We start from the raw sequence: 19,740 nt of genomic DNA, 5'->3' as shown, positions 1-19,740 counted from the left end.
GGCCGCACGGCCACGGCTGATGATTCCCTGCAGCAGTGAGCGACGTTTCACGTGAAACACGATGCACACGCCGCAGGGTCACATCGTTGCGACACTCCGCAATGCGTACGTACCGGGGACGCCGGGCCGCAATCGGACTGCGGTGGCGGAACAGCTCAGCGGCGGCGACGGACGCGGCCGGCGCGAGCGGCCTTGGCCCTCTTGGCGGCGAACCGCACCCCGCCCGGGCTCTCCCCGACCTCGACACGGACCACCGTGGACAAGGGATCGACGATTCCCTGTCCGACCTGAACCACGGAGGTCTCCACCACACCGAGCTTGCTCAGCGCCGCCCGTGCCCCGTCGAGTTCCTCCTGGGCGGTGTCGCCCTTGAGAGCAAGCATCTCCCCATAGGGCCGCAGCAGCGGTACGCCCCAACCGGCCAAGCGGTCCAGGGGCGCCACAGCGCGCGCGGTGACCACGTGCACGGGGGGCAGCTTGCCGAGCATTTCCTCGGCCCGGCCACGCACCACCGTGACATGGTCCAGCCCCAGCAGCTCCACGACTTCCTGAAGGAAGTTCGTACGACGCAGCAGCGGCTCCAGCAGGGTGATCTTGAGGTCAGTCCGCACGAGAGCCAGTGGAATGCCGGGCAGTCCGGCACCGGAGCCCACGTCGCACACCGTCACCCCCTCGGGGACGACCTCGGACAGCACCGCGCAGTTCAGGAGGTGCCGCTCCCACAGCCGCGGCACCTCACGGGGGCCGATCAGGCCGCGCTTGACTCCCGCATCCGCGAGCAGCTCCGCGTACCTGACGGCCTCAGGGAAGAACTCACCGAATACCGTCCGCGCCTCTTCTGGCGCCTGGGGAAGCTCTGCTGCCTCCGTCACCGGAACCGTCCTTCCGTACCGCACCGCGCTGTAGTGGCTGAATTATCAGGCTGACAAAGTTCGGCCCCGCCTGCGAACAGACGGGGCCGACAGAACGCTGTAGGTCAGGCAGGGAGGACGACGACGAAGCGCTGCGGCTCCTCGCCCTCGGACTCGCTGCGCAGACCGGCGGCCGCGACCGCGTCGTGAACGACCTTCCGCTCGAACGGGGTCATCGGCTTCATCTTCACGGGTTCACCCGTGTTCTTGACCTCGGCCGCGGCCTTGGCGCCGAGCTCCGCGAGTTCGGCGCGCTTCTTGGCACGGAAGCCCGCGATGTCCAGCATCAGACGGCTGCGGTCCCCGGTCTCCCGGTGGACGGCGAGCCGGGTCAACTCCTGGAGCGCCTCCAGCACCTCGCCATCGCGGCCCACGAGCTTCTGCAGGTCACGGCTGCCCGAGTCGCTGATGATCGATACCGAGGCCCGGTCCGCCTCGACGTCCATGTCGATGTCGCCGTCGAGATCGGCGATGTCGAGCAGGCCCTCGAGGTAGTCAGCGGCGATCTCCCCCTCTTGCTCCAGGCGGGTCAGGGTGTCGCCACCCTCGGCGGCGGCGGAGGTGGTGCCTTCCGTCACGGATGGACTCCTTCTTACTTCTTGGACGACGGGTGCTTGGGCCGCTGCGAGCCCTTGCGCTGTCCGGACTTGGCTTGGCGAGGGGTGCCGGGAGAGCTCTTGCCCGCCGGCTTCGGCGGTGTGTCCTGCTGCTTCTCCAGCGAAGGCTTGGTCTCGCCCGTCTGATGGGTACCGCCCGACTGGCGCTGGGCCTTGCTCTGGCGCTTGGGCTGCTGACGCCGGGCGGCGGCGCCGCCCTCGGCATCCGCCGTGACCGTGTCGCTCTTGATCACGGTGCCGTCCGCCTGAGCTGCGAAGCCCGCCTTGGCCAGGCCGGCGATGAACTTGCGCTCGTTGTCATTGCGGTCCGCGCCCTTGGCCACAATGGCCTGCACGACCGAACGCCTGCGACGGCCACGAACCTCGCCATGGGAGCTGACGCTCTTCAGCAGACGCTGCAGGTAGTTGTCCTGCGCCTTGGAACCGGGCGTCGGGTTCTGGTTGATCACGTACATCTGCTGGCCCATGGTCCACACGTTGGTGGTCAGCCAGTAGACGAGGACACCGACCGGGAAGTTGATACCCGTGACGGCGAAGATCACCGGGAAGATGTACATCAGCATCTTCTGCTGCTGCATGTACGGCGTCTTGACCGTGAGGTCCACGTTCTTCTGCATCAGCTGGCGCTGCGTGTAGAACTGGGACGCGGACATCAGGACGATCATGATCGCGGTGACGACCCGGACGTCCGTCACAGAGGCGTTGAGTGCCGCGACCTTCTCCGCGGAGTCCGTGAACTTCGCGGCGATGGGCGCACCGAAGATGTGGGCCTCGCGTGCGCTGTTCACCAGCTGCTGGTTGAGGACGCCGATGGTGTCACCCGAGGCGATCTTGCTCAGCACGTGGTACAGCGCGAAGAAGAACGGCGACTGCGCGAGGATGGGCAGGCACGAGGACAGCGGGTTGGTACCCGTGTCCTTGTACAGCTTCATCATCTCTTCGGACTGACGCTGTCGGTCGTTCTTGTAGCGCTCCTGGATCGCCTTCATCTTGGGCTGGAGCGCCTGCATGTTCCGCATCGACTTGATCTGCTTCACGAAGAGCGGGATCAGGCAGATACGGATGACCACCACCAGGGACACGATGGACAGTCCCCATGCCCAGCCCGTGTCCGGGCCGAAGATCGCCCCGTACAACTTGTGGAACTGGACGATGATCCAGGAGACGGGTGTGGTGATAAAGCTGAAGAGACTGGCAATCGTGTCCACTAATCAGGCTCCTTGAGCATTGGGCGAGGTCTCTGCGGCCGGGCTGGTCTCAGGGGGTTGCCCGCCCTTGCCACCGCGCAGCAGCTCGTGCCAACGAGGTCGTTTACGGGGAGGGACGTGGTCCACACCGCCGGGCGACCACGGGTTGCACCGCAGGATGCGCCAGGCAGTCAGTGCCGTGCCTTTCACCGCGCCGTGCCGGTCGATGGCGGTGTACCCGTAGTGGGAGCACGACGGGTAGTACCGGCAGACGGGGCCCAGCAGCGGGCTGATCGTCCACTGGTACAGCTTGATCAGAGCCAGCAGCGGGTACTTCATCGCGCGCCCCCTCCCTGCAACCGCTGGAGAGCGGCGTCCAGGTCTCGGGCCAGCTGTGCATGCTCGGCGTCGCCCGCTCCGGGCAGCGCCCGTACGACCACCAGGCTACCGGGGGGCAGCTCGGACAGTCGTTCGCGCATCAGATGGCGAAGCCGCCGCTTCACCCGGTTCCGCACCACCGCACCACCTACCGCCTTGCTCACGACGAAACCCGCACGCGTCGGGGAAGCGCTCTCCCCAGGCGCGTGCGGGTCCGTTGAACCGCTGCGAAGATGGACGACGAGAAGCGGGCGTCCGGCCCGGCGTCCCCGGCGTACCGCGGTCGCGAAGTCCTCGCGCCGCCTCAGCCGATTTTCGGTAGGCAGCACGTCATGACCTGTGCTGCAGATCAGGCGGACAGGCGGGCGCGACCCTTGCTGCGGCGGGACGCGAGAATCGCGCGGCCGGCACGGGTGCGCATCCGCAGCCGGAAGCCGTGGGTCTTCGCGCGACGACGGTTGTTCGGCTGGAAGGTGCGCTTGCTCACTCGGGGGCTCCAGTAATGATTCGTGTGGTGGCGGGGCATCGCCTGGCTGTCACCGTGCGCCCACGAGTAGCTCGCAATACGCCCGAGTGCACCGCTTCACAATCACCGATCGTGATCCATTGATCGTGATCTTTGCCCATCGGAGGCAGGCGGCAGCAGCCATCGACAACTCGACCTGGTTACGGTACGCGCGGCTACGCCATCCGGTCAAACCAGGGTCACTGCGGCACCGACTGTACACAGGCTGTGGACAACAACTTGAACCGCACGGGTCGCCCTGACTACCGTGACTGGACTCGAATTCCTTTCCTACCCGCCTGCCGGGCCTGACCGACCCGTCCCGAGAACCACATATTCGTGGGACCTGTGAGAGAGCGTGCCTTGTGGCTGACGTACCTGCCGATCTTGCCGCAGTGTGGCCACGAGTGCTGGAACAGCTTCTCGGAGAAGGCCAGCAGGGCATCGAGCCCAAGGACAAGCAGTGGATCGAGCGCTGCCAGCCGCTGGCGCTGGTGGCCGACACCGCTCTCCTCGCCGTCCCCAACGAATGGGGCAAGCGCGTGCTCGAGGGTCGGCTGGCGCCGCTGATCAGCGACACCCTCAGCCGCGAATGCGGACGCCCGATCCGGATCGCGATCACTGTCGACGACTCCGCGGCCGAGCCCGTCGCCGCGTCGCCGCCGCCCGTGCAGCAGCATTCCCGCTACCCGGGTCCGCAGCACGACGAGCCGCGCCACGGCGACGCCTACGACGGCTACGGCCATCGGTCCGGGGACGACGACGGTCTGCCGAGCGCCCGCCCCGCCTATCCCGAGTACCAGCAGCAGCGCCCGGAGCCCGGCGCCTGGCCGCGCACCCAGGAGGACCTGTCCTGGCAGCAGCCACGGCTCGGCGGCTTCCAGGAGCGCGACCCCTACGCCACGGCCCGCCCCCCGCAACCGCAGCACGACTACCGCTCGCCCATGCCCGACCGCGGGCAGTACGACCACCAGCGCCATGACCACCAGCGCCACGACCGGCACGAGCTCCCCGACCCCGGGGCCCCGCGGCACGGCGGCACGGGGTCCGGAGCGCCGGTTCCGGGTGCGCCCGGTGGAAGTGGTGCGCCCGGTCCCCTCGGCGCGAAGCCCGCGCCGGCCCCGGGCCCCGGTGAGCCGCACGCCCGGCTGAACCCCAAGTACCTCTTCGACACCTTCGTCATCGGCGCCTCCAACCGGTTCGCCCACGCGGCCGCCGTCGCGGTGGCCGAGGCACCGGCGAAGGCGTACAACCCCCTCTTCATCTACGGGGAGTCGGGGCTCGGCAAGACCCACCTCCTGCACGCCATCGGTCACTACGCGCGCAGCCTCTATCCCGGCACCCGGGTGCGGTACGTGAGCTCGGAGGAGTTCACCAACGAGTTCATCAACTCGATCCGCGACGGCAAGGGCGACACCTTCCGCAAGCGCTACCGCGATGTGGACATCCTGCTGGTCGACGACATCCAGTTCCTCGCGAGCAAGGAGTCGACCCAGGAGGAGTTCTTCCACACCTTCAACACGCTCCACAACGCGAACAAGCAGATCGTGCTGTCCTCCGACCGGCCGCCCAAGCAGCTGATGACTCTGGAGGACCGGCTGCGGAACCGCTTCGAGTGGGGTCTCACCACCGACGTCCAGCCGCCGGAGCTGGAGACCCGTATCGCGATCCTGCGCAAGAAGGCGGTGCAGGAACAGCTCAACGCGCCCCCGGAGGTGCTGGAGTTCATCGCCTCCCGGATCTCGCGGAACATCCGCGAGCTGGAGGGCGCGCTGATCCGGGTCACGGCGTTCGCGAGCCTGAACCGGCAGCCGGTGGACCTCGGCCTCACCGAGATCGTCCTGAAGGACCTCATCCCGGGCGGGGAGGACTCCGCCCCGGAGATCACCGCAAGCGCGATCATGGCGGCGACCGCCGACTACTTCGGGCTGACGGTGGAGGACCTCTGCGGTTCCTCGCGCAGCCGGGTACTGGTGACCGCGCGTCAGATCGCCATGTACCTGTGCCGGGAGCTCACGGATCTGTCGCTGCCGAAGATCGGTGCGCAGTTCGGCGGGCGGGACCACACGACGGTGATGCACGCGGACCGGAAGATCCGCGCACTGATGGCCGAGCGACGCTCCATCTACAACCAGGTCACCGAGCTCACCAACCGCATCAAGAACGGCTGACGGACCAGGGGCCCGCGGCCACTCGGACCGCTCCGCGGCCCGGCCGCGCGGGCGCGCACCGCGTCCGTGTCCCCCGCCCCAGCGCCCGAAGGACCCGGTCGGCGGGGACGCTGCCTCCCTCCGCACCCGCGGCTGCCCCCGTACTGCGCCGGCCCGGCGGCATACGCGGGCCGCCACCCGTGTGGTTCCGATCCCCGTCCGCCCGGTGGGCACCGGGCAGACGGTCCTTTGCCCGGTGACCCGACGTCTGCTCCCGGCGCACCCCGCCGTATCCGGCCCTCTCCGCCCCGTCCCGCTCCAGCCCCTCCAGGCCGCCGGCACCGCGAGGCCCTCTCGCTGTTCGATTAGGTGGCTCGGCGCGGCCGTTCTCCACAGAAGTGGGAAGAATCTTCCATCCACAGCCTGGGGACCTGTGAGTTGTTCAGATTGTGTCCACAGGAGTGGCGCTCTGGACTTGATCATGGCAGGTCAGCAGCGTGTGGATTTGTGTCCAACCGTGCTCCACAGGCTGTGGACGCACAGGCCGTCCACAGGACTGGAACCGCGTTGTCCCCACCCGGCCCACAGGCACGGCGGCGTTGCCCACAGCTTCTCCACACGCCTGTCCACTGTTCGGCAACGAAACGCCCGTGCTCACTGGAGCGAGTGAAAGGCGTCACACCAAGGCGCCGGGTTGGCCTGTGGGGAACGTGGGTAAAGCTGGGGACGGCGCTGGGGAGAAGTCCCTGTGACCTGTGCATCGGGTGTGCAGAACTTTCCGGTGTCCACAGCGCGCCCCGGTTGTCCACTGCTCCCACCCACAGGCCCGGTGGACAAAAATTAGGGTCTGACCTGCGTGGATGGCGTTATCCACGGTTTCCACAGCCCCTACTACTACTCCCACTCAGAGATACCGGGGAATTCGTTTGGAAGGGGGGCCTGTGCACAACTCGCTGCCGGAGCCCCGGCTGCCGCTCGTCTCGACTTGACCCCGAGCCGCACCGAGTGTCCGTGCCGTGCGTCAGACTGGTCCCCGGCATCGGACCCCACCACCGGTCGGGGTCCCGTGTGCCGAAGAAGACCGGCAGGGCGAGCGAGCAACAGCAGGAGGCGGTTCCGGTGAAGATCCGGGTGGAGCGCGATGTACTCGCGGAGGCGGTGGCGTGGGTGGCCCGGAGCCTCCCGGCACGTCCGCCGGCGCCCGTTCTCGCGGGCCTTCTTCTGAAGGCGGAGGACGGCGCGCTCAGCTTCTCCAGCTTCGACTACGAGGTCTCCGCGAAGGTCTCGGTAGAGGCCGAGGTCGAGGAGGACGGGACGGTCCTCGTCTCCGGCCGCCTTCTCGCCGACATCTGCCGCGCCCTCCCCAACCGCCCGGTGGAGATCTCCACGGACGGTGTACGGGCGACCGTGGTCTGCGGTTCCTCCCGCTTCACACTCCACACCCTTCCTGTGGAGGAGTACCCGGCGCTGCCCCAGATGCCCACCGCGACCGGCACCGTCCCCGGCGAGGTCTTCGCCTCGGCCGCGGCCCAGGTCGCCATCGCCGCCGGCCGTGACGACACGCTGCCCGTGCTCACCGGTGTGCGGATCGAGATCGAGGGGGACACCGTCACCCTGGCCTCCACCGACCGCTACCGCTTCGCGGTCCGCGAGTTCCTGTGGAAGCCGGAGTCCCCGGACGCCTCCGCGGTCGCCCTGGTGCCCGCCAAGACCCTGCTCGACACCGCCAAGGCACTGACCAGCGGTGACACGGTCACACTGGCACTGTCCGGCTCCGGTGCCGGGGAGGGGCTGATCGGTTTCGAGGGCGCCGGGCGGCGGACGACGACTCGTCTGCTCGAGGGCGACCTGCCGAAGTACCGGACACTCTTCCCCACCGAGTTCAACTCCGTGGCCGTGATCGAGACCGCTCCGTTCGTCGAAGCCGTCAAGCGCGTCGCCCTGGTCGCCGAGCGCAACACCCCGGTGCGGCTCAGCTTCGAGCAGGGCGTGCTGATCCTGGAGGCGGGTTCCAGCGACGACGCACAGGCTGTGGAGCGCGTGGACGCCCAGCTGGAGGGCGACGACATCTCGATCGCCTTCAACCCGACGTTCCTGCTGGACGGGCTCAGCGCCATCGACTCCCCGGTCGCGCAGCTCTCCTTCACCACCTCCACCAAGCCGGCGCTGCTCAGTGGCAAGCCCGCCGTGGACGCGGAGGCGGACGAGGCGTACAAGTACCTGATCATGCCGGTGCGTCTCAGCGGCTGAGCCCCGGTCCGGCCGGGCTGCCGGACCGCTTCAGCCCTTGTCCGGCCTGTACTTATGAGCGCCGGCCCCCACAGGTGTGTGCCCGTGTCCCGGCGTAGGCTCGGACGCGGGTACGAAACGCCACACCGTAAGGATTCTTTCTGATGGAGCTCGGTCTCGTCGGCCTCGGCAAGATGGGCGGCAACATGCGCGAGCGCATCCGCCGCGCAGGCCACACCGTCATCGGTTACGACCGCAACCCGGACCTCTCCGACGTCCCCAGCCTCGAGGCACTCGTGGACAGGCTCGAGGGCCCGCGGGTGGTGTGGGTGATGGTCCCCGCCGGCGCGGCGACCCAGGCCACCGTCGACGAGCTGGCCGGACTGCTGTCGCCCGGCGACGTGGTCGTCGACGGCGGCAACTCCCGGTGGACGGATGACGAGAGGCACGCCGTCGAGCTGGGCATCAAGGGCATCGGCTTCGTCGACTGCGGTGTGTCGGGAGGCGTCTGGGGCCTGGAGAACGGCTACGCGCTCATGTACGGCGGCTCGGAGGAGAACGTCGCCAAGGTCCAGCCGGTCTTCGACGCGCTGAAGCCGGAGGGCGAGCACGGCGCGGTGCACGCGGGCAAGGTCGGCGCCGGCCACTTCGCGAAGATGGTCCACAACGGCATCGAGTACGCCATGATGCAGGCCTACGCCGAGGGCTGGGAGCTGCTGGAGAAGGTCGACTCCGTCACCGATGTGCGCGAGGTCTTCCGCTCGTGGCAGGAGGGCACGGTCATCCGTTCCTGGCTGCTCGACCTCGCGGTCAACGCGCTGGACGACGACGAGCACCTGGAGAAGATCCGCGGTTACGCGCAGGACTCCGGCGAGGGCCGGTGGACCGTGGAAGCCGCGATCGACAACGCGGTGCCGCTTCCGGCGATCACCGCGTCCCTGTTCGCGCGGTTCGCGTCCCGTCAGGACGACTCCCCGCAGATGAAGATGATCGCGGCCCTGCGCAACCAGTTCGGCGGGCACGCGGTCGAGAGCAACTAGTCATCCACAGGCTGCGGCAAGCGGTCTGTTCGGAGCAGTAAGCGGTAGGCCGGGGGAGGTCGGCGTCCATATGCATGTCACGCATCTGTCGTTGGCCGACTTCCGCTCGTACGCCCGGGTCGAGGTCCCGCTCGAGCCGGGCGTCACCGCTTTCGTGGGGGCCAACGGGCAGGGCAAGACCAATCTGGTGGAAGCCGTCGGCTATCTCGCGACGCTGGGCAGCCACCGTGTCGCCTCGGATGCGCCGCTGGTGCGGACGGGGGCGGAACGGGCGGTCATCAGGGCCGCGGTCGCCCAGGGGGAGCGGTCCCAGCTCATCGAGCTGGAGCTCAACCCGGGGAAGGCGAACCGGGCGCGGATCAATAGATCATCGCAGGTCAGGCCCAGGGACGTGCTGGGGATCGTCAGGACCGTGCTGTTCGCGCCGGAGGACCTGGCCCTGGTGAAGGGCGATCCCGGCGAGCGCCGGCGCTTCCTGGACGAGCTGATCACGGCCCGCTCTCCTCGGATGGCCGGAGTGCGGTCGGACTACGAGCGGGTGCTCAAGCAGCGCAACACCCTGCTGAAGTCGGCGGCGATGGCGCGCCGGCACGGCGGCCGCTCCATGGACCTGTCGACCCTGGACGTCTGGGACGAGCACCTGGCCCGGGCCGGAGCGGAGCTGCTGGCACGAAGGCTGGATCTGATCGCCACCCTGCAGCCGCTGACCGACAAGGCCTACGAACAGCTGGCGCCCGGGGGTGGTCCGGTCACGCTGGAGTACCGCGGGTCGGCGGGCGGCGGCCCGGCCCAGTCGCGCGAGGAGCTGTGCGAGCACCTCGTGGCCGCGCTGGGCGAGGCGCGCGGGCAGGAGATCGAGCGCGGGGTCACTCTCGTCGGACCGCACCGCGACGAGCTGCTGCTCAGGCTGGGCGAGATGCCGGCGAAGGGCTATGCCAGTCATGGCGAGTGCTGGTCCTACGCGCTCGCGCTGCGGCTGGCCTCGTACGACCTGCTGCGGGCCGAGGGCAACGAACCGGTGCTGGTGCTCGACGACGTGTTCGCCGAACTCGACGCCCGGCGGCGGGAGCGGCTGGCGGAGCTGGTGGCTCCGGGCGAACAGGTGCTGGTGACGGCGGCGGTGGACGACGACGTTCCGGGAGTGCTGGCGGGGGCGCGGTACAGGGTCGCGGACGGAGCGGTGGAACGCGTATGAGCGGGAACGAGATCCCGTCGTCGTCCAGGACGGGCCCGATGCAGGGGCCCGCGTCGAACCCGGTGCCCGAGCCCTCCGGTGTCGACCTCGCGCGTGTGGCGCTGCGCGCGGCGAAGGAGCAGGCCCGCGCCCGGGGCGCGGCCGCGCAGGAGAAGCGTCAGGCCAGGCGGGGCGGCGGACTGCGGTCCGGGGCACGTGCGGACGGCCGGGACCCCTTGCCGCTGGGCGCGGCGATCAACCGGCTGATCACGGAGCGGGGCTGGGAGACGCCCGCGGCGGTGGGCGGTGTGATGGGCCGCTGGCCGCAGATCGTGGGCGAGGACCTGGCGAAGCACTGTGTTCCGCTGCGGTACGACGAGGATCCGGACCAGCGCGTCCTCACGGTCCAGTGCGACTCGACGGCGTGGGCGACCCAACTGCGGCTGCTCGCGCCCCGGCTCGTTGCCCGGCTGAACGAGGACCTCGGTCAGGGCACGGTCCGGATGATCAAGGTTCTGGGTCCCGGCGGCCCCGCCCGCCGCTTCGGCCCCCTGCGCGCGCCCGGGAGTACGGGCCCCGGCGACACCTACGGCTGAGCCGCCGGCCGGCGCGGGACCTCGCGCCGTCCCGTAAGCAGCGGGCCGCCGCCACGACCGACGGGCCGTCCCCCGCCGCCCTCGCGTAGTGGTCCGCATCACATCCGCGCCTCGCCTCCCTCCCGCCGCAGGCTGCCGCGCGGGCGGGTTGCGGGCAGGTTCCTGCGGTTCCTGGCGCGGTCCCCAGCCTGTGGACAGCCGCCCGGCGGACACGGTCCCGGAGGCGCGGTGACCCGTTCCCCCCGGAGCCGGACGGCCCCGCCCGTCGGGGAGCGCCGAGCCCCTCCGCGCCCTCCACCCCTCTGCCGCGAGACCCCGAGCCGGCCGACGGCGATCATCGCCGCAGGTCAGATGCCCCGCAGGCGCTCCAGATGCGCCTCCGATCCCCGTGCCCGCGCCGCCCGTCGGCTCGTTCTCGGGAGCGGTGGTGCTCATGGGGCGCAAGGGGTGTCCCTCACCGTAGCGGGAGGTTGACAGGCCGAAGCTCTCAAAGCCCGTGTGAGCCTCCTGGGGGCCCTTCCCGAATATGGGGAGTCGGCAGCCGCCCGTTGAGGGCGGCACATGCGGACTCAGGTACCGGCAAACCCCCATTCGTGTCTGAGGTACCGGTAGACTGGTGGAGAATCCCGCCACTGTGCGGGACACGTCGATTACAGCCGAACGACGCAGCCGGTCCGGCCTGCCCGGAGAACGGTTTGTGCTGTGCCAGAAAGGGCGCTTCGTGGCCGATTCCGGCAACCCCAACGAGAACATTCCTTCCACTGCCGCCGACGAGACCCGCGAGGGCCTGGGGCCGTCCTCGTACGACGCCAGCGCGATCACCGTCCTCGAGGGTCTGGACGCGGTCCGCAAGCGCCCCGGCATGTACATCGGGTCGACCGGTGAGCGTGGTCTTCATCACCTCGTCCAGGAGGTCGTCGACAACTCCGTGGACGAGGCCCTCGCCGGGCACGCGGACACGATCGACGTGACCATCCTCGCCGACGGCGGGGTCAGGGTCGTGGACAACGGCCGTGGTATCCCCGTCGACATCCACCCCGTGGAGAAGAAGCCGGCCGTCGAGGTCGTCCTCACGGTCCTGCACGCTGGCGGCAAGTTCGGGGGCGGCGGCTACGCCGTGTCCGGCGGTCTGCACGGCGTCGGCGTGAGCGTCGTCAACGCGCTCTCCACCAGGGTCTCGGTGGAGATCAAGCGGGACGGCCACCGGTGGACGCAGGACTACAAGACGGGCGTGCCCACCGCCCCGCTGGCGAAGCACGAAGCGGTCGAGGACTCGGGCACCACGGTCACCTTCTGGGCCGACCCGGACATCTTCGAGACGACGGAGTACTCCTTCGAGACGCTCTCGCGCCGCTTCCAGGAGATGGCCTTCCTCAACAAGGGCCTCACCCTCACGCTGACGGACGAGCGCGAGTCCGCGAAGGCGACCGTCGGCGCCGACGACCCGGACGCGGAGGCGGCGGCCGAGCCCCAGGCGCGCACGGTCAAGTACCACTACGAGGGCGGCATCGTCGACTTCGTTACGTACCTGAACTCGCGCAAGGGCGAGCTGATCCACCCCACGGTCATCGACATCGAGGCCGAGGACAAGGAGCGGCTGCTCTCCGTCGAGGTGGCGATGCAGTGGAACTCGCAGTACAGCGAGGGCGTCTACTCCTTCGCGAACACGATCCACACGCACGAGGGCGGTACCCACGAGGAGGGCTTCCGCGCCGCGCTCACGGGCCTGGTCAACCGTTACGCCAGGGACCGGAAGCTGCTCCGCGAGAAGGACGACAACCTCACGGGTGAGGACATCCGCGAAGGCCTGACCGCGATCATCTCGGTCAAGCTGGGCGAGCCCCAGTTCGAGGGCCAGACCAAGACCAAGCTGGGCAACACGGAGGCGAAGACCTTCGTCCAGAAGGTGGTCAACGAGCACCTCACCGACTGGTTCGACCGCAACCCCAACGAGGCCGCGGACATCGTCCGCAAGGGCATCCAGGCCGCCACGGCCCGTGTCGCCGCCCGCAAGGCCCGCGACCTGACGCGCCGCAAGGGCCTGCTGGAGAGCGCCTCGCTGCCGGGGAAGCTGTCCGACTGCCAGTCGAACGACCCCACCAAGTGCGAGATCTTCATCGTCGAGGGTGACTCCGCCGGCGGCTCGGCCAAGTCCGGCCGCAACCCGATGTACCAGGCCATCCTGCCGATCCGGGGCAAGATCCTGAACGTCGAGAAGGCGCGGGTCGACAAGATCCTCCAGAACACCGAGGTCCAGGCCCTGATCTCGGCCTTCGGCACCGGTATCCACGAAGACTTCGACATCGAGAAGCTGCGCTATCACAAGATCATCCTGATGGCGGACGCCGACGTCGACGGCCAGCACATCAACACCCTGCTGCTGACCTTCCTCTTCCGCTTCATGCGGCCGCTGGTCGAGGCGGGCCACGTGTTCCTGTCCCGTCCCCCCCTCTACAAGATCAAGTGGGGCCGCGACGACTTCGAGTACGCGTACTCGGACCGGGAGCGCGACGCCCTCGTCGAGCTCGGCAAGCAGCAGGGCAAGCGGATCAAGGAGGACTCGATCCAGCGCTTCAAGGGTCTCGGTGAGATGAACGCCGAGGAACTGCGCGTCACCACGATGGACGTCGAGCACCGAGTCCTCGGCCAGGTCACGCTGGACGACGCCGCGCAGGCGGACGACCTGTTCTCGGTGCTGATGGGCGAGGACGTCGAGGCACGGCGCTCCTTCATCCAGCGCAACGCCAAGGACGTCCGCTTCCTCGACATCTGAGTCGGTCTCAGCTGACCGCTCGAAAGGACTGAAGACCAGCAATGGCCGACGAGACCTCCCCCGTCCCCAACGGGGACACCCCCGCTCCCGTCACCACCGGCACCGAAGAGGAAGGCCAGCAGCTGCGGATCGAGCCCGTCGGGCTCGAGACGGAGATGCAGCGCTCCTACCTCGACTACGCGATGTCCGTCATCGTGTCGCGTGCGCTGCCCGACGTGCGGGACGGCCTCAAGCCCGTCCACCGCCGTGTGCTGTACGCCATGTACGACGGCGGCTACCGGCCCGAGAAGGGCTTCTACAAGTGCGCCCGCGTCGTCGGTGACGTCATGGGTACGTACCACCCGCACGGCGACTCCTCGATCTACGACGCGCTGGTCCGTCTCGCGCAGCCGTGGTCGATGCGGATGCCGCTGGTGGACTCGAACGGAAACTTCGGTTCCCCGGGCAACGACCCGGCGGCCGCCATGCGCTACACCGAGTGCAAGATGGCGCCGCTGTCCATGGAGATGCTCCGGGACATCGACGAGGAGACCGTCGACTTCCAGGACAACTACGACGGCCGCAACCAGGAGCCGACGGTCCTGCCGTCGCGTTTCCCGAACCTCCTGGTCAACGGCAGCGCCGGTATCGCCGTCGGTATGGCCACCAACATTCCGCCGCACAATCTGCGCGAGGTCGCGGCCGGAGCCCAGTGGGCCCTGGAGCACCCGGAGGCCACCCACGAGGAGCTCCTCGACGCGCTGATCGAGCGGATCAAGGGCCCGGACTTCCCGACCGGTGCGCTGGTCGTCGGGCGCAAGGGCATCGAGGAGGCGTACCGCACCGGCCGCGGCTCCATCACCATGCGCGCGGTCGTCGAGGTCGAGGAGATCCAGAACCGCCAGTGCCTGGTGGTCACGGAGCTTCCGTACCAGGTCAACCCGGACAACCTCGCGCAGAAGATCGCCGACCTGGTGAAGGACGGCAAGATCGGCGGCATCGCCGACGTGCGTGACGAGACCTCGTCCCGCACGGGTCAGCGCCTCGTCATCGTGCTGAAGCGCGACGCCGTCGCCAAGGTCGTCCTCAACAACCTGTACAAGCACACCGACCTGCAGACGAACTTCGGCGCCAACATGCTGGCGCTGGTCGACGGGGTGCCGCGCACGCTGTCGCTGGACGCGTTCATCCGCCACTGGGTGACGCACCAGATCGAGGTCGTCGTCCGCCGGACCAAGTTCCGGCTGCGCAAGGCCGAGGAGCGCGCCCACATCCTGCGCGGTCTGCTCAAGGCACTCGACGCGATCGACGAGGTCATCGCGCTGATCCGGCGCAGCGAGACGGTCGAGGTCGCACGCGGCGGCCTGATGGGCCTGCTGGAGATCGACGAGATCCAGGCCAACGCGATCCTCGAGATGCAGCTGCGCCGGCTGGCCGCCCTGGAGCGCCAGAAGATCGTGCAGGAGCACGACGAGCTCCAGGCGAAGATCAACGAGTACAACCAGATCCTCGCTTCCCCCGAGAAGCAGCGCGGCATCGTCAGCGAGGAGCTGGCCGCCCTCGTCGAGAAGTTCGGCGACGACCGGCGCTCCAAGCTGGTGCCCTTCGACGGCGACATGTCCATCGAGGACCTGATCGCCGAGGAGGACATCGTCGTCACGATCACGCGTGGCGGCTATGTGAAGCGCACGAAGACCGACGACTACCGCTCGCAGAAGCGCGGCGGCAAGGGCGTGCGGGGCACGAAGCTCAAGGAAGACGACATCGTCGACCACTTCTTCGTCTCCACCACGCACCACTGGCTGCTGTTCTTCACCAACAAGGGACGGGTCTACCGGGCCAAGGCGTACGAGCTGCCGGACGCCGGCCGCGACGCCCGCGGCCAGCACGTCGCCAACCTGCTGGCCTTCCAGCCGGACGAGCAGATCGCCGAGATCCTCGCGATCCGCGACTACGAGGCCGCGCCCTACCTGGTCCTCGCCACCAAGGCGGGCCTGGTGAAGAAGACCCCGCTGAAGGACTACGACTCCCCGCGCTCCGGCGGTGTCATCGCCATCAACCTCCGCGAGAAGGAGGACGGCGGCGATGACGAGCTGATCGGGGCCGAGCTGGTGTCGGCCGAGGACGACCTGCTGCTGATCAGCAGGAAGGCCCAGTCGATCCGGTTCACCGCGACGGACGAAGCGCTGCGCCCGATGGGCCGTGCCACGTCGGGTGTGAAGGGCATGAGTTTCCGCGAGGGCGACGAACTGCTCTCGATGAATGTGGTGCGGCCCGGTACTTTCGTGTTCACTGCCACGGACGGCGGATACGCCAAGCGGACCGCCGTCGACGAGTACCGCGTCCAGGGCCGCGGTGGCCTCGGCATCAAGGCCGCCAAGATCGTGGAGGACCGCGGTTCGCTGGTCGGCGCGCTGGTGGTCGAGGAGACCGACGAGATCCTCGCCATCACGTTGTCCGGTGGTGTGATTCGTACGCGAGTCAATGAAGTCAGGGAGACGGGCCGTGACACCATGGGCGTCCAACTGATCAACCTCGGCAAGCGCGATGCCGTCGTGGGCATCGCGCGCAACGCGGAGGCAGGTCGCGAGGCCGAGGAGGTCGACGGGGTCGGGGACGCCGAAGCGGGCGCCGAGGCCGGGACCCCCGAGGCTGCCGTGGCCGCTGAGGCCGCCGAGAACGGCCAGGGCGCGGAGCCCTCGGCCGGAGAGCACGACGAGGAGTAGAGCGTGAGTGGAGCCACCGGCGCCGGATCGGCCGATGCCGGCGACGCCTCCGGAACGAACGGCGCCAGTGGCTCCGCCTCGAACTCCCCGGCCGGGGGCGCCCCCGCCGAGGGCAGGGGGACGACCGTGACCGACACCCGGGGGCCGCAGCCCCCGCACGAAACCTATGGTGGGGAGCAAGCGGTGCAGCAGGGAACCCAGCCGTACCACCCGCCCCAGGCGTACCCCTCCCCTCCTGGGGGGACGCAGGGCGGCCAGCAGCATCCTGGACAGCAGACGAGCGCGGGCGCGGCGGTCCGCCGGCCGCGCACCGGGGCGACCACACAGCCCCGTACGCGCAAGGCCCGTCTGCGGGTGGCCAAGGCCGACCCGTGGTCGGTGATGAAGGTCAGCTTCCTGCTCTCGATCGCCCTGGGCATCTGCACGATCGTCGCCGCGGCGGTGCTGTGGATGGTCATGGACGCCATGGGCGTCTTCTCGACGGTCGGTGGGACGATCAGCGAGGCGACGGGCTCGAACGAGAGCAACGGCTTCGACCTCCAGTCGTTCCTCTCGCTCCCCCGTGTCCTCCTCTTCACGTCGGTGATCGCGGTCATCGACGTGGTGCTGGCGACGGCGCTGGCGACGCTGGGCGCCTTCATCTACAACCTCTCCGCCGGGTTCGTGGGCGGAGTCGAGCTCACGCTGGCCGAGGACGAATAGCCCGAGGTCCCGGGGGGTGGATAACCGATTTTGGGACTGCCCCCCACGTGCGCTAACCTTCAGGGGTCAGCGCGCAGCGCGGCGGGGCTATAGCTCAGTTGGTTAGAGCGCATCCCTGATAAGGATGAGGCCACAGGTTCAAATCCTGTTAGCCCCACCAGCACGAAGACCCCCGGTCGATCACGGTCGGGGGTCTTCGGCGTTCATGGCCGAATCGGCGACGAGTGGACCGGCCGGATCGGTCGGCAGGTCGTGATCGCCCATGCGCGGAGCCGGGAGCGCTGCGCTTCGCCGGGGCCGACCGTCACCGGACCTGGCCGGACCCTTCGCGGACCGCGACGGCACATGCCCGTGTCCTCGGGGAGGCGCTCCCCGGTTTCCGCCCTGGCGGTGGGCCTGCCGGGACGGGCACGGGCCGGAGGGGGGCGTCTCCGGCGCCGTCGTCCGCCCGGCGGCGGTCACGGCGCCGGAGACGCCCGGGGGCGGTGCGCAGGGCGGGACGGGGGAGAGGGGCGGGGCGTCCGGTTCACGCCCTGTGACGTACCGCGGCGGGATCGGCGGTGCCCCCGGGCGGGCCATCCCTGGTGTCGGTGGGGGGAGTTGGCCACTCGGGGGGCTCCGGCCGGGGCGTACGCAGGTCACCGATCGGTATCGATCGGTGTGTATAGTCGGGCGCCAGAAGTCCCCTACGTCAAGGAAAGACGAGGTCGCGCGGTGAAGAAGCTTCTCCTGGTCGCACTGGCCGCCATCGGCGGGCTCCTCGTGTACCGCCAGATCCAGGCGGATCGCGCCGAGCAGGATCTGTGGACGGAGGCGACCGACTCCGTGCCCGCAGGTTCGGGTGTGTGAGACGCATACAGTCTGAGAGTGACGGAGCCCCGGCCGCCGAGCGGCCGGGGCTCCGTGCTGTCCGTGCCGCTGTGGCTTCGAGCTCTCCTGAATTCGCTTGAGCAAATAGATTGCTTGCATGAGTGAAGTCTGCTTGCCCGGGGGCCTCCGCGGGTCGCGTGCGGCAGGGGTGGCGATTCGCGACCGCGCGAAGACAGCGGCCCGGACGGCGGGGCAGGATGGACCGGCACCACGACCGCCCCGGCGGCAGACGGTCCCGCCCGGTGATCGCGGCCAGGATGCGTGAGCGCCGTTACGGGCCGTACGGGCAGCCGGCGTCCCCGGGGCGACGGCGGAGACGACAAGGGGAAGCGCGGAGATGAGGCAGCGCAGCAGGGGCAGGGTGGCGCCGGTCGTGACGGCGGCGGTGTGCGCGGCGACGGCAGTGGCCACTGCCCCGGCTGGGGCGGCCGACCGGCCGGACCCGTACGTCTTCGGCGCGGGCGCACAGCGGATCGAGGGCGCGGAGAGCAGCACCGACGCCGAGGAGCTGAACACCGGTACGACCTACCGCTCCTCGATCGGGCCGGGCGGGAAGCTCAACTTCCGCGTCGATCTGGACGCCGAGCGGAACGCGTACGTCTCGGTCGTGGCCGTCCCCGGCCCGGGGACCGGGCTCGCATACAACTCCGGCATCGAGGTCAGCCTCCAGAACGGCCAGGGTGCCGACTGCAGCAGCGCCGACGACAAGGTGGGGCCGGGGAGGTTCGCCCGACCGCTCGCCGCCACCGCGCACCGCACGATCGGGAACGGCCCTTCGACCTGCCAGGAGGGCGGCGCCTACAACGTGGTCGTGGAGAGGACCGGAGACGCGGACCCCACGTCCGCCGGCGCCTCCGCCCCAGAGGACTGGGAGTTGGAGATCCGGCATGTCACCGAGCCCGGGCTGAAGGAGCAGGGACCCACCGAGGCCCCCACCCATTGGCCTTCCGCCTCACCGGGACTGCCCGGGGGCGGGACGAGGGAGGCCGCCGGCGGAACGGGGTTCAACGACGCGGCAGAGATCGCCGAGGGCGAGTGGAGCGGCCGCTTGGAGGCGGGGCGCACCTACTTCTACCGGGTCGAGCTCGACTGGGGGCAGCGGATCTTCGGTACCGCCTCCCTGGGAAGCACGAACACCAAGGGCCCCACCTTCGTCAGCGAGGCCCTGACCATGCGGCTGTACAACCCCGTACGCGCTCTGGTCGAGGACGCCGGGACGAGGTCGTACGACGGCCGGCAGAAGCAGGCCGTACTGGACCCGCTGCCGGAGGTCGCCTACGAGAACCGGTTCGGCAGCGACGACAAGGTGGAAGGCATGCGGCTCAAGGGCGACTACTACCTCGCCGTCAGCCTGAATCCCCAGCTGGAGCAGAAGTTCGGCAAGAAGCAGTTCGGCGTGACGCTGCGGGTCAACGTCGAGGGCGAGGCCAAGGCCGCGCCGCCGTACGCGGAGCCGGTCGGCGACCTCGGCGTCTCCGAGGGCGAGAAGGCCGAGAAGAGCGACACGATGCGGCTGGTCGGTGTGGCCGGAGTGGGCACGGGGACGGTGCTGGTCCTGGGCCTGGGCGCGTGGACGCTGCTGGCGCGGCGGCGGGCCGCCGCACCACCGGGGGACGGGCCGTCCGCCGGTGCCGGGCAGGGGCTCGGCACACCGCGCGTGCCGGCGGGCACCCCGCTCCCCACCCCCGGTCCCCCGGTCGGCCCCGGTGGGGCGCAGACCACGGGGCACGGTCCGTACGGACACGGGTACGGGCCCGCCGCCGGATCCGGTCGTCCGGGGGGTACGGGACAGGCCGACGGTACGGCACGGACGGACTACGGCCCGCCTCCCGCCCGGTGACCCCGCCCGCCGTCCGGTGACCCCGCCCGCCGCACGCGGCGACCGCGCCCGCCGCACGCGGCG

16 protein-coding genes and 1 tRNA gene are annotated in these 19,740 nt (G+C 69.5%); 11 read left to right on the top strand and 6 right to left on the bottom strand.

Annotated features, from left to right (window positions below):
- Positions 1-155: 155 nt before the first annotated feature.
- The 6 genes from rsmG to rpmH form a co-directional block, all read right to left on the bottom strand.
- Entirely contained in the window at positions 156-872 is a 717-nt protein-coding gene (gene rsmG / locus AB0J10_RS14430; RefSeq protein ID WP_363061340.1) for a 16S rRNA (guanine(527)-N(7))-methyltransferase RsmG, read from the bottom strand.
- A gap of 104 nt (positions 873-976) precedes the next feature.
- Positions 977-1,489: a R3H domain-containing nucleic acid-binding protein gene (locus tag AB0J10_RS14425; RefSeq protein ID WP_363061338.1), complete on the bottom strand. Its 513-nt coding sequence runs from the start codon at positions 1,487-1,489 to the stop codon at positions 977-979.
- A 14-nt stretch (positions 1,490-1,503) separates the two neighbouring features.
- Positions 1,504-2,736, bottom strand: a complete 1,233-nt coding sequence (gene yidC, locus AB0J10_RS14420) for a membrane protein insertase YidC (RefSeq protein WP_363061335.1) — start codon at positions 2,734-2,736, stop codon at positions 1,504-1,506.
- A gap of 3 nt (positions 2,737-2,739) precedes the next feature.
- The gene (gene yidD / locus AB0J10_RS14415; protein ID WP_363061333.1) at positions 2,740-3,054 is read right to left on the bottom strand and encodes a membrane protein insertion efficiency factor YidD; all 315 of its coding nucleotides are present in this window, start codon (positions 3,052-3,054) and stop codon (positions 2,740-2,742) included.
- Positions 3,051-3,422 (bottom strand): ribonuclease P protein component, encoded by a 372-nt coding sequence (rnpA, locus tag AB0J10_RS14410; RefSeq protein WP_138054200.1) that lies wholly within the window; start codon positions 3,420-3,422, stop codon positions 3,051-3,053. The genes yidD and rnpA overlap by 4 nt, the downstream gene beginning before the upstream one ends.
- A gap of 20 nt (positions 3,423-3,442) precedes the next feature.
- Entirely contained in the window at positions 3,443-3,580 is a 138-nt protein-coding gene (rpmH, locus tag AB0J10_RS14405) for a 50S ribosomal protein L34 (RefSeq protein ID WP_003956500.1), read from the bottom strand.
- A 383-nt stretch (positions 3,581-3,963) separates the two neighbouring features.
- Between rpmH and dnaA the strand changes: the two genes are divergently transcribed.
- From dnaA to AB0J10_RS14350, 11 genes are all read left to right on the top strand, one after another.
- Positions 3,964-5,769 (top strand): chromosomal replication initiator protein DnaA, encoded by a 1,806-nt coding sequence (gene dnaA, locus AB0J10_RS14400; protein WP_363061330.1) that lies wholly within the window; start codon positions 3,964-3,966, stop codon positions 5,767-5,769.
- A gap of 1,098 nt (positions 5,770-6,867) precedes the next feature.
- A complete protein-coding gene (dnaN, locus tag AB0J10_RS14395) occupies positions 6,868-7,998 on the top strand; it encodes a DNA polymerase III subunit beta (RefSeq protein ID WP_358665142.1) in 1,131 nt (376 codons plus the stop codon).
- A gap of 143 nt (positions 7,999-8,141) precedes the next feature.
- On the top strand, positions 8,142-9,017 hold the full coding sequence (gene gnd, locus AB0J10_RS14390) for a phosphogluconate dehydrogenase (NAD(+)-dependent, decarboxylating) (protein ID WP_363061328.1): 876 nt from the start codon (positions 8,142-8,144) through the stop codon (positions 9,015-9,017).
- A 70-nt stretch (positions 9,018-9,087) separates the two neighbouring features.
- Positions 9,088-10,212: a DNA replication/repair protein RecF gene (gene recF / locus AB0J10_RS14385; RefSeq protein WP_363061326.1), complete on the top strand. Its 1,125-nt coding sequence runs from the start codon at positions 9,088-9,090 to the stop codon at positions 10,210-10,212.
- 38 nt (positions 10,213-10,250) lie between these two features.
- Positions 10,251-10,787, top strand: a complete 537-nt coding sequence (locus tag AB0J10_RS14380; RefSeq protein ID WP_363061396.1) for a DciA family protein — start codon at positions 10,251-10,253, stop codon at positions 10,785-10,787.
- A gap of 697 nt (positions 10,788-11,484) precedes the next feature.
- Entirely contained in the window at positions 11,485-13,560 is a 2,076-nt protein-coding gene (gene gyrB, locus AB0J10_RS14375; protein ID WP_363061324.1) for a DNA topoisomerase (ATP-hydrolyzing) subunit B, read from the top strand.
- A 41-nt stretch (positions 13,561-13,601) separates the two neighbouring features.
- Positions 13,602-16,265 carry a DNA gyrase subunit A gene (gene gyrA / locus AB0J10_RS14370; protein ID WP_363061322.1) on the top strand — a complete coding sequence of 888 codons (2,664 nt, stop codon included), beginning with the start codon at positions 13,602-13,604 and terminating at the stop codon, positions 16,263-16,265.
- A gap of 126 nt (positions 16,266-16,391) precedes the next feature.
- Positions 16,392-16,967 carry a DUF3566 domain-containing protein gene (locus AB0J10_RS14365; RefSeq protein WP_363061394.1) on the top strand — a complete coding sequence of 192 codons (576 nt, stop codon included), beginning with the start codon at positions 16,392-16,394 and terminating at the stop codon, positions 16,965-16,967.
- An 83-nt stretch (positions 16,968-17,050) separates the two neighbouring features.
- Positions 17,051-17,127 (top strand) — tRNA-Ile (locus AB0J10_RS14360).
- 554 nt (positions 17,128-17,681) lie between these two features.
- Positions 17,682-17,816, top strand: coding sequence for a DLW-39 family protein (locus tag AB0J10_RS14355; protein WP_003958712.1), 135 nt, complete (start codon positions 17,682-17,684; stop codon positions 17,814-17,816).
- A gap of 358 nt (positions 17,817-18,174) precedes the next feature.
- On the top strand, positions 18,175-19,677 hold the full coding sequence (locus tag AB0J10_RS14350; protein WP_363061319.1) for a hypothetical protein: 1,503 nt from the start codon (positions 18,175-18,177) through the stop codon (positions 19,675-19,677).
- Positions 19,678-19,740 lie beyond the last annotated feature (63 nt).

This window comes from Streptomyces sp. NPDC049887 (genome assembly GCF_040656535.1).
GTDB lineage: Bacteria > Actinomycetota > Actinomycetes > Streptomycetales > Streptomycetaceae > Streptomyces.
Note: the sequence above shows the minus strand (reverse complement) of the source record. Positions and strands in the feature narration are given on the sequence as shown.

Coding starts and splice junctions, on each gene's coding strand:
- yidD (WP_363061333.1), bottom strand. CDS start 3,054: ATGAAGTACCCGCTGCTGGCTCTGATCAAGCTGTACCAGTGGACGATC.
- gnd (WP_363061328.1), top strand. CDS start 8,142: ATGGAGCTCGGTCTCGTCGGCCTCGGCAAGATGGGCGGCAACATGCGC.
- recF (WP_363061326.1), top strand. CDS start 9,088: ATGCATGTCACGCATCTGTCGTTGGCCGACTTCCGCTCGTACGCCCGG.
- AB0J10_RS14380 (WP_363061396.1), top strand. CDS start 10,251: ATGCAGGGGCCCGCGTCGAACCCGGTGCCCGAGCCCTCCGGTGTCGAC.
- gyrA (WP_363061322.1), top strand. CDS start 13,602: ATGGCCGACGAGACCTCCCCCGTCCCCAACGGGGACACCCCCGCTCCC.
- AB0J10_RS14350 (WP_363061319.1), top strand. CDS start 18,175: ATGAGGCAGCGCAGCAGGGGCAGGGTGGCGCCGGTCGTGACGGCGGCG.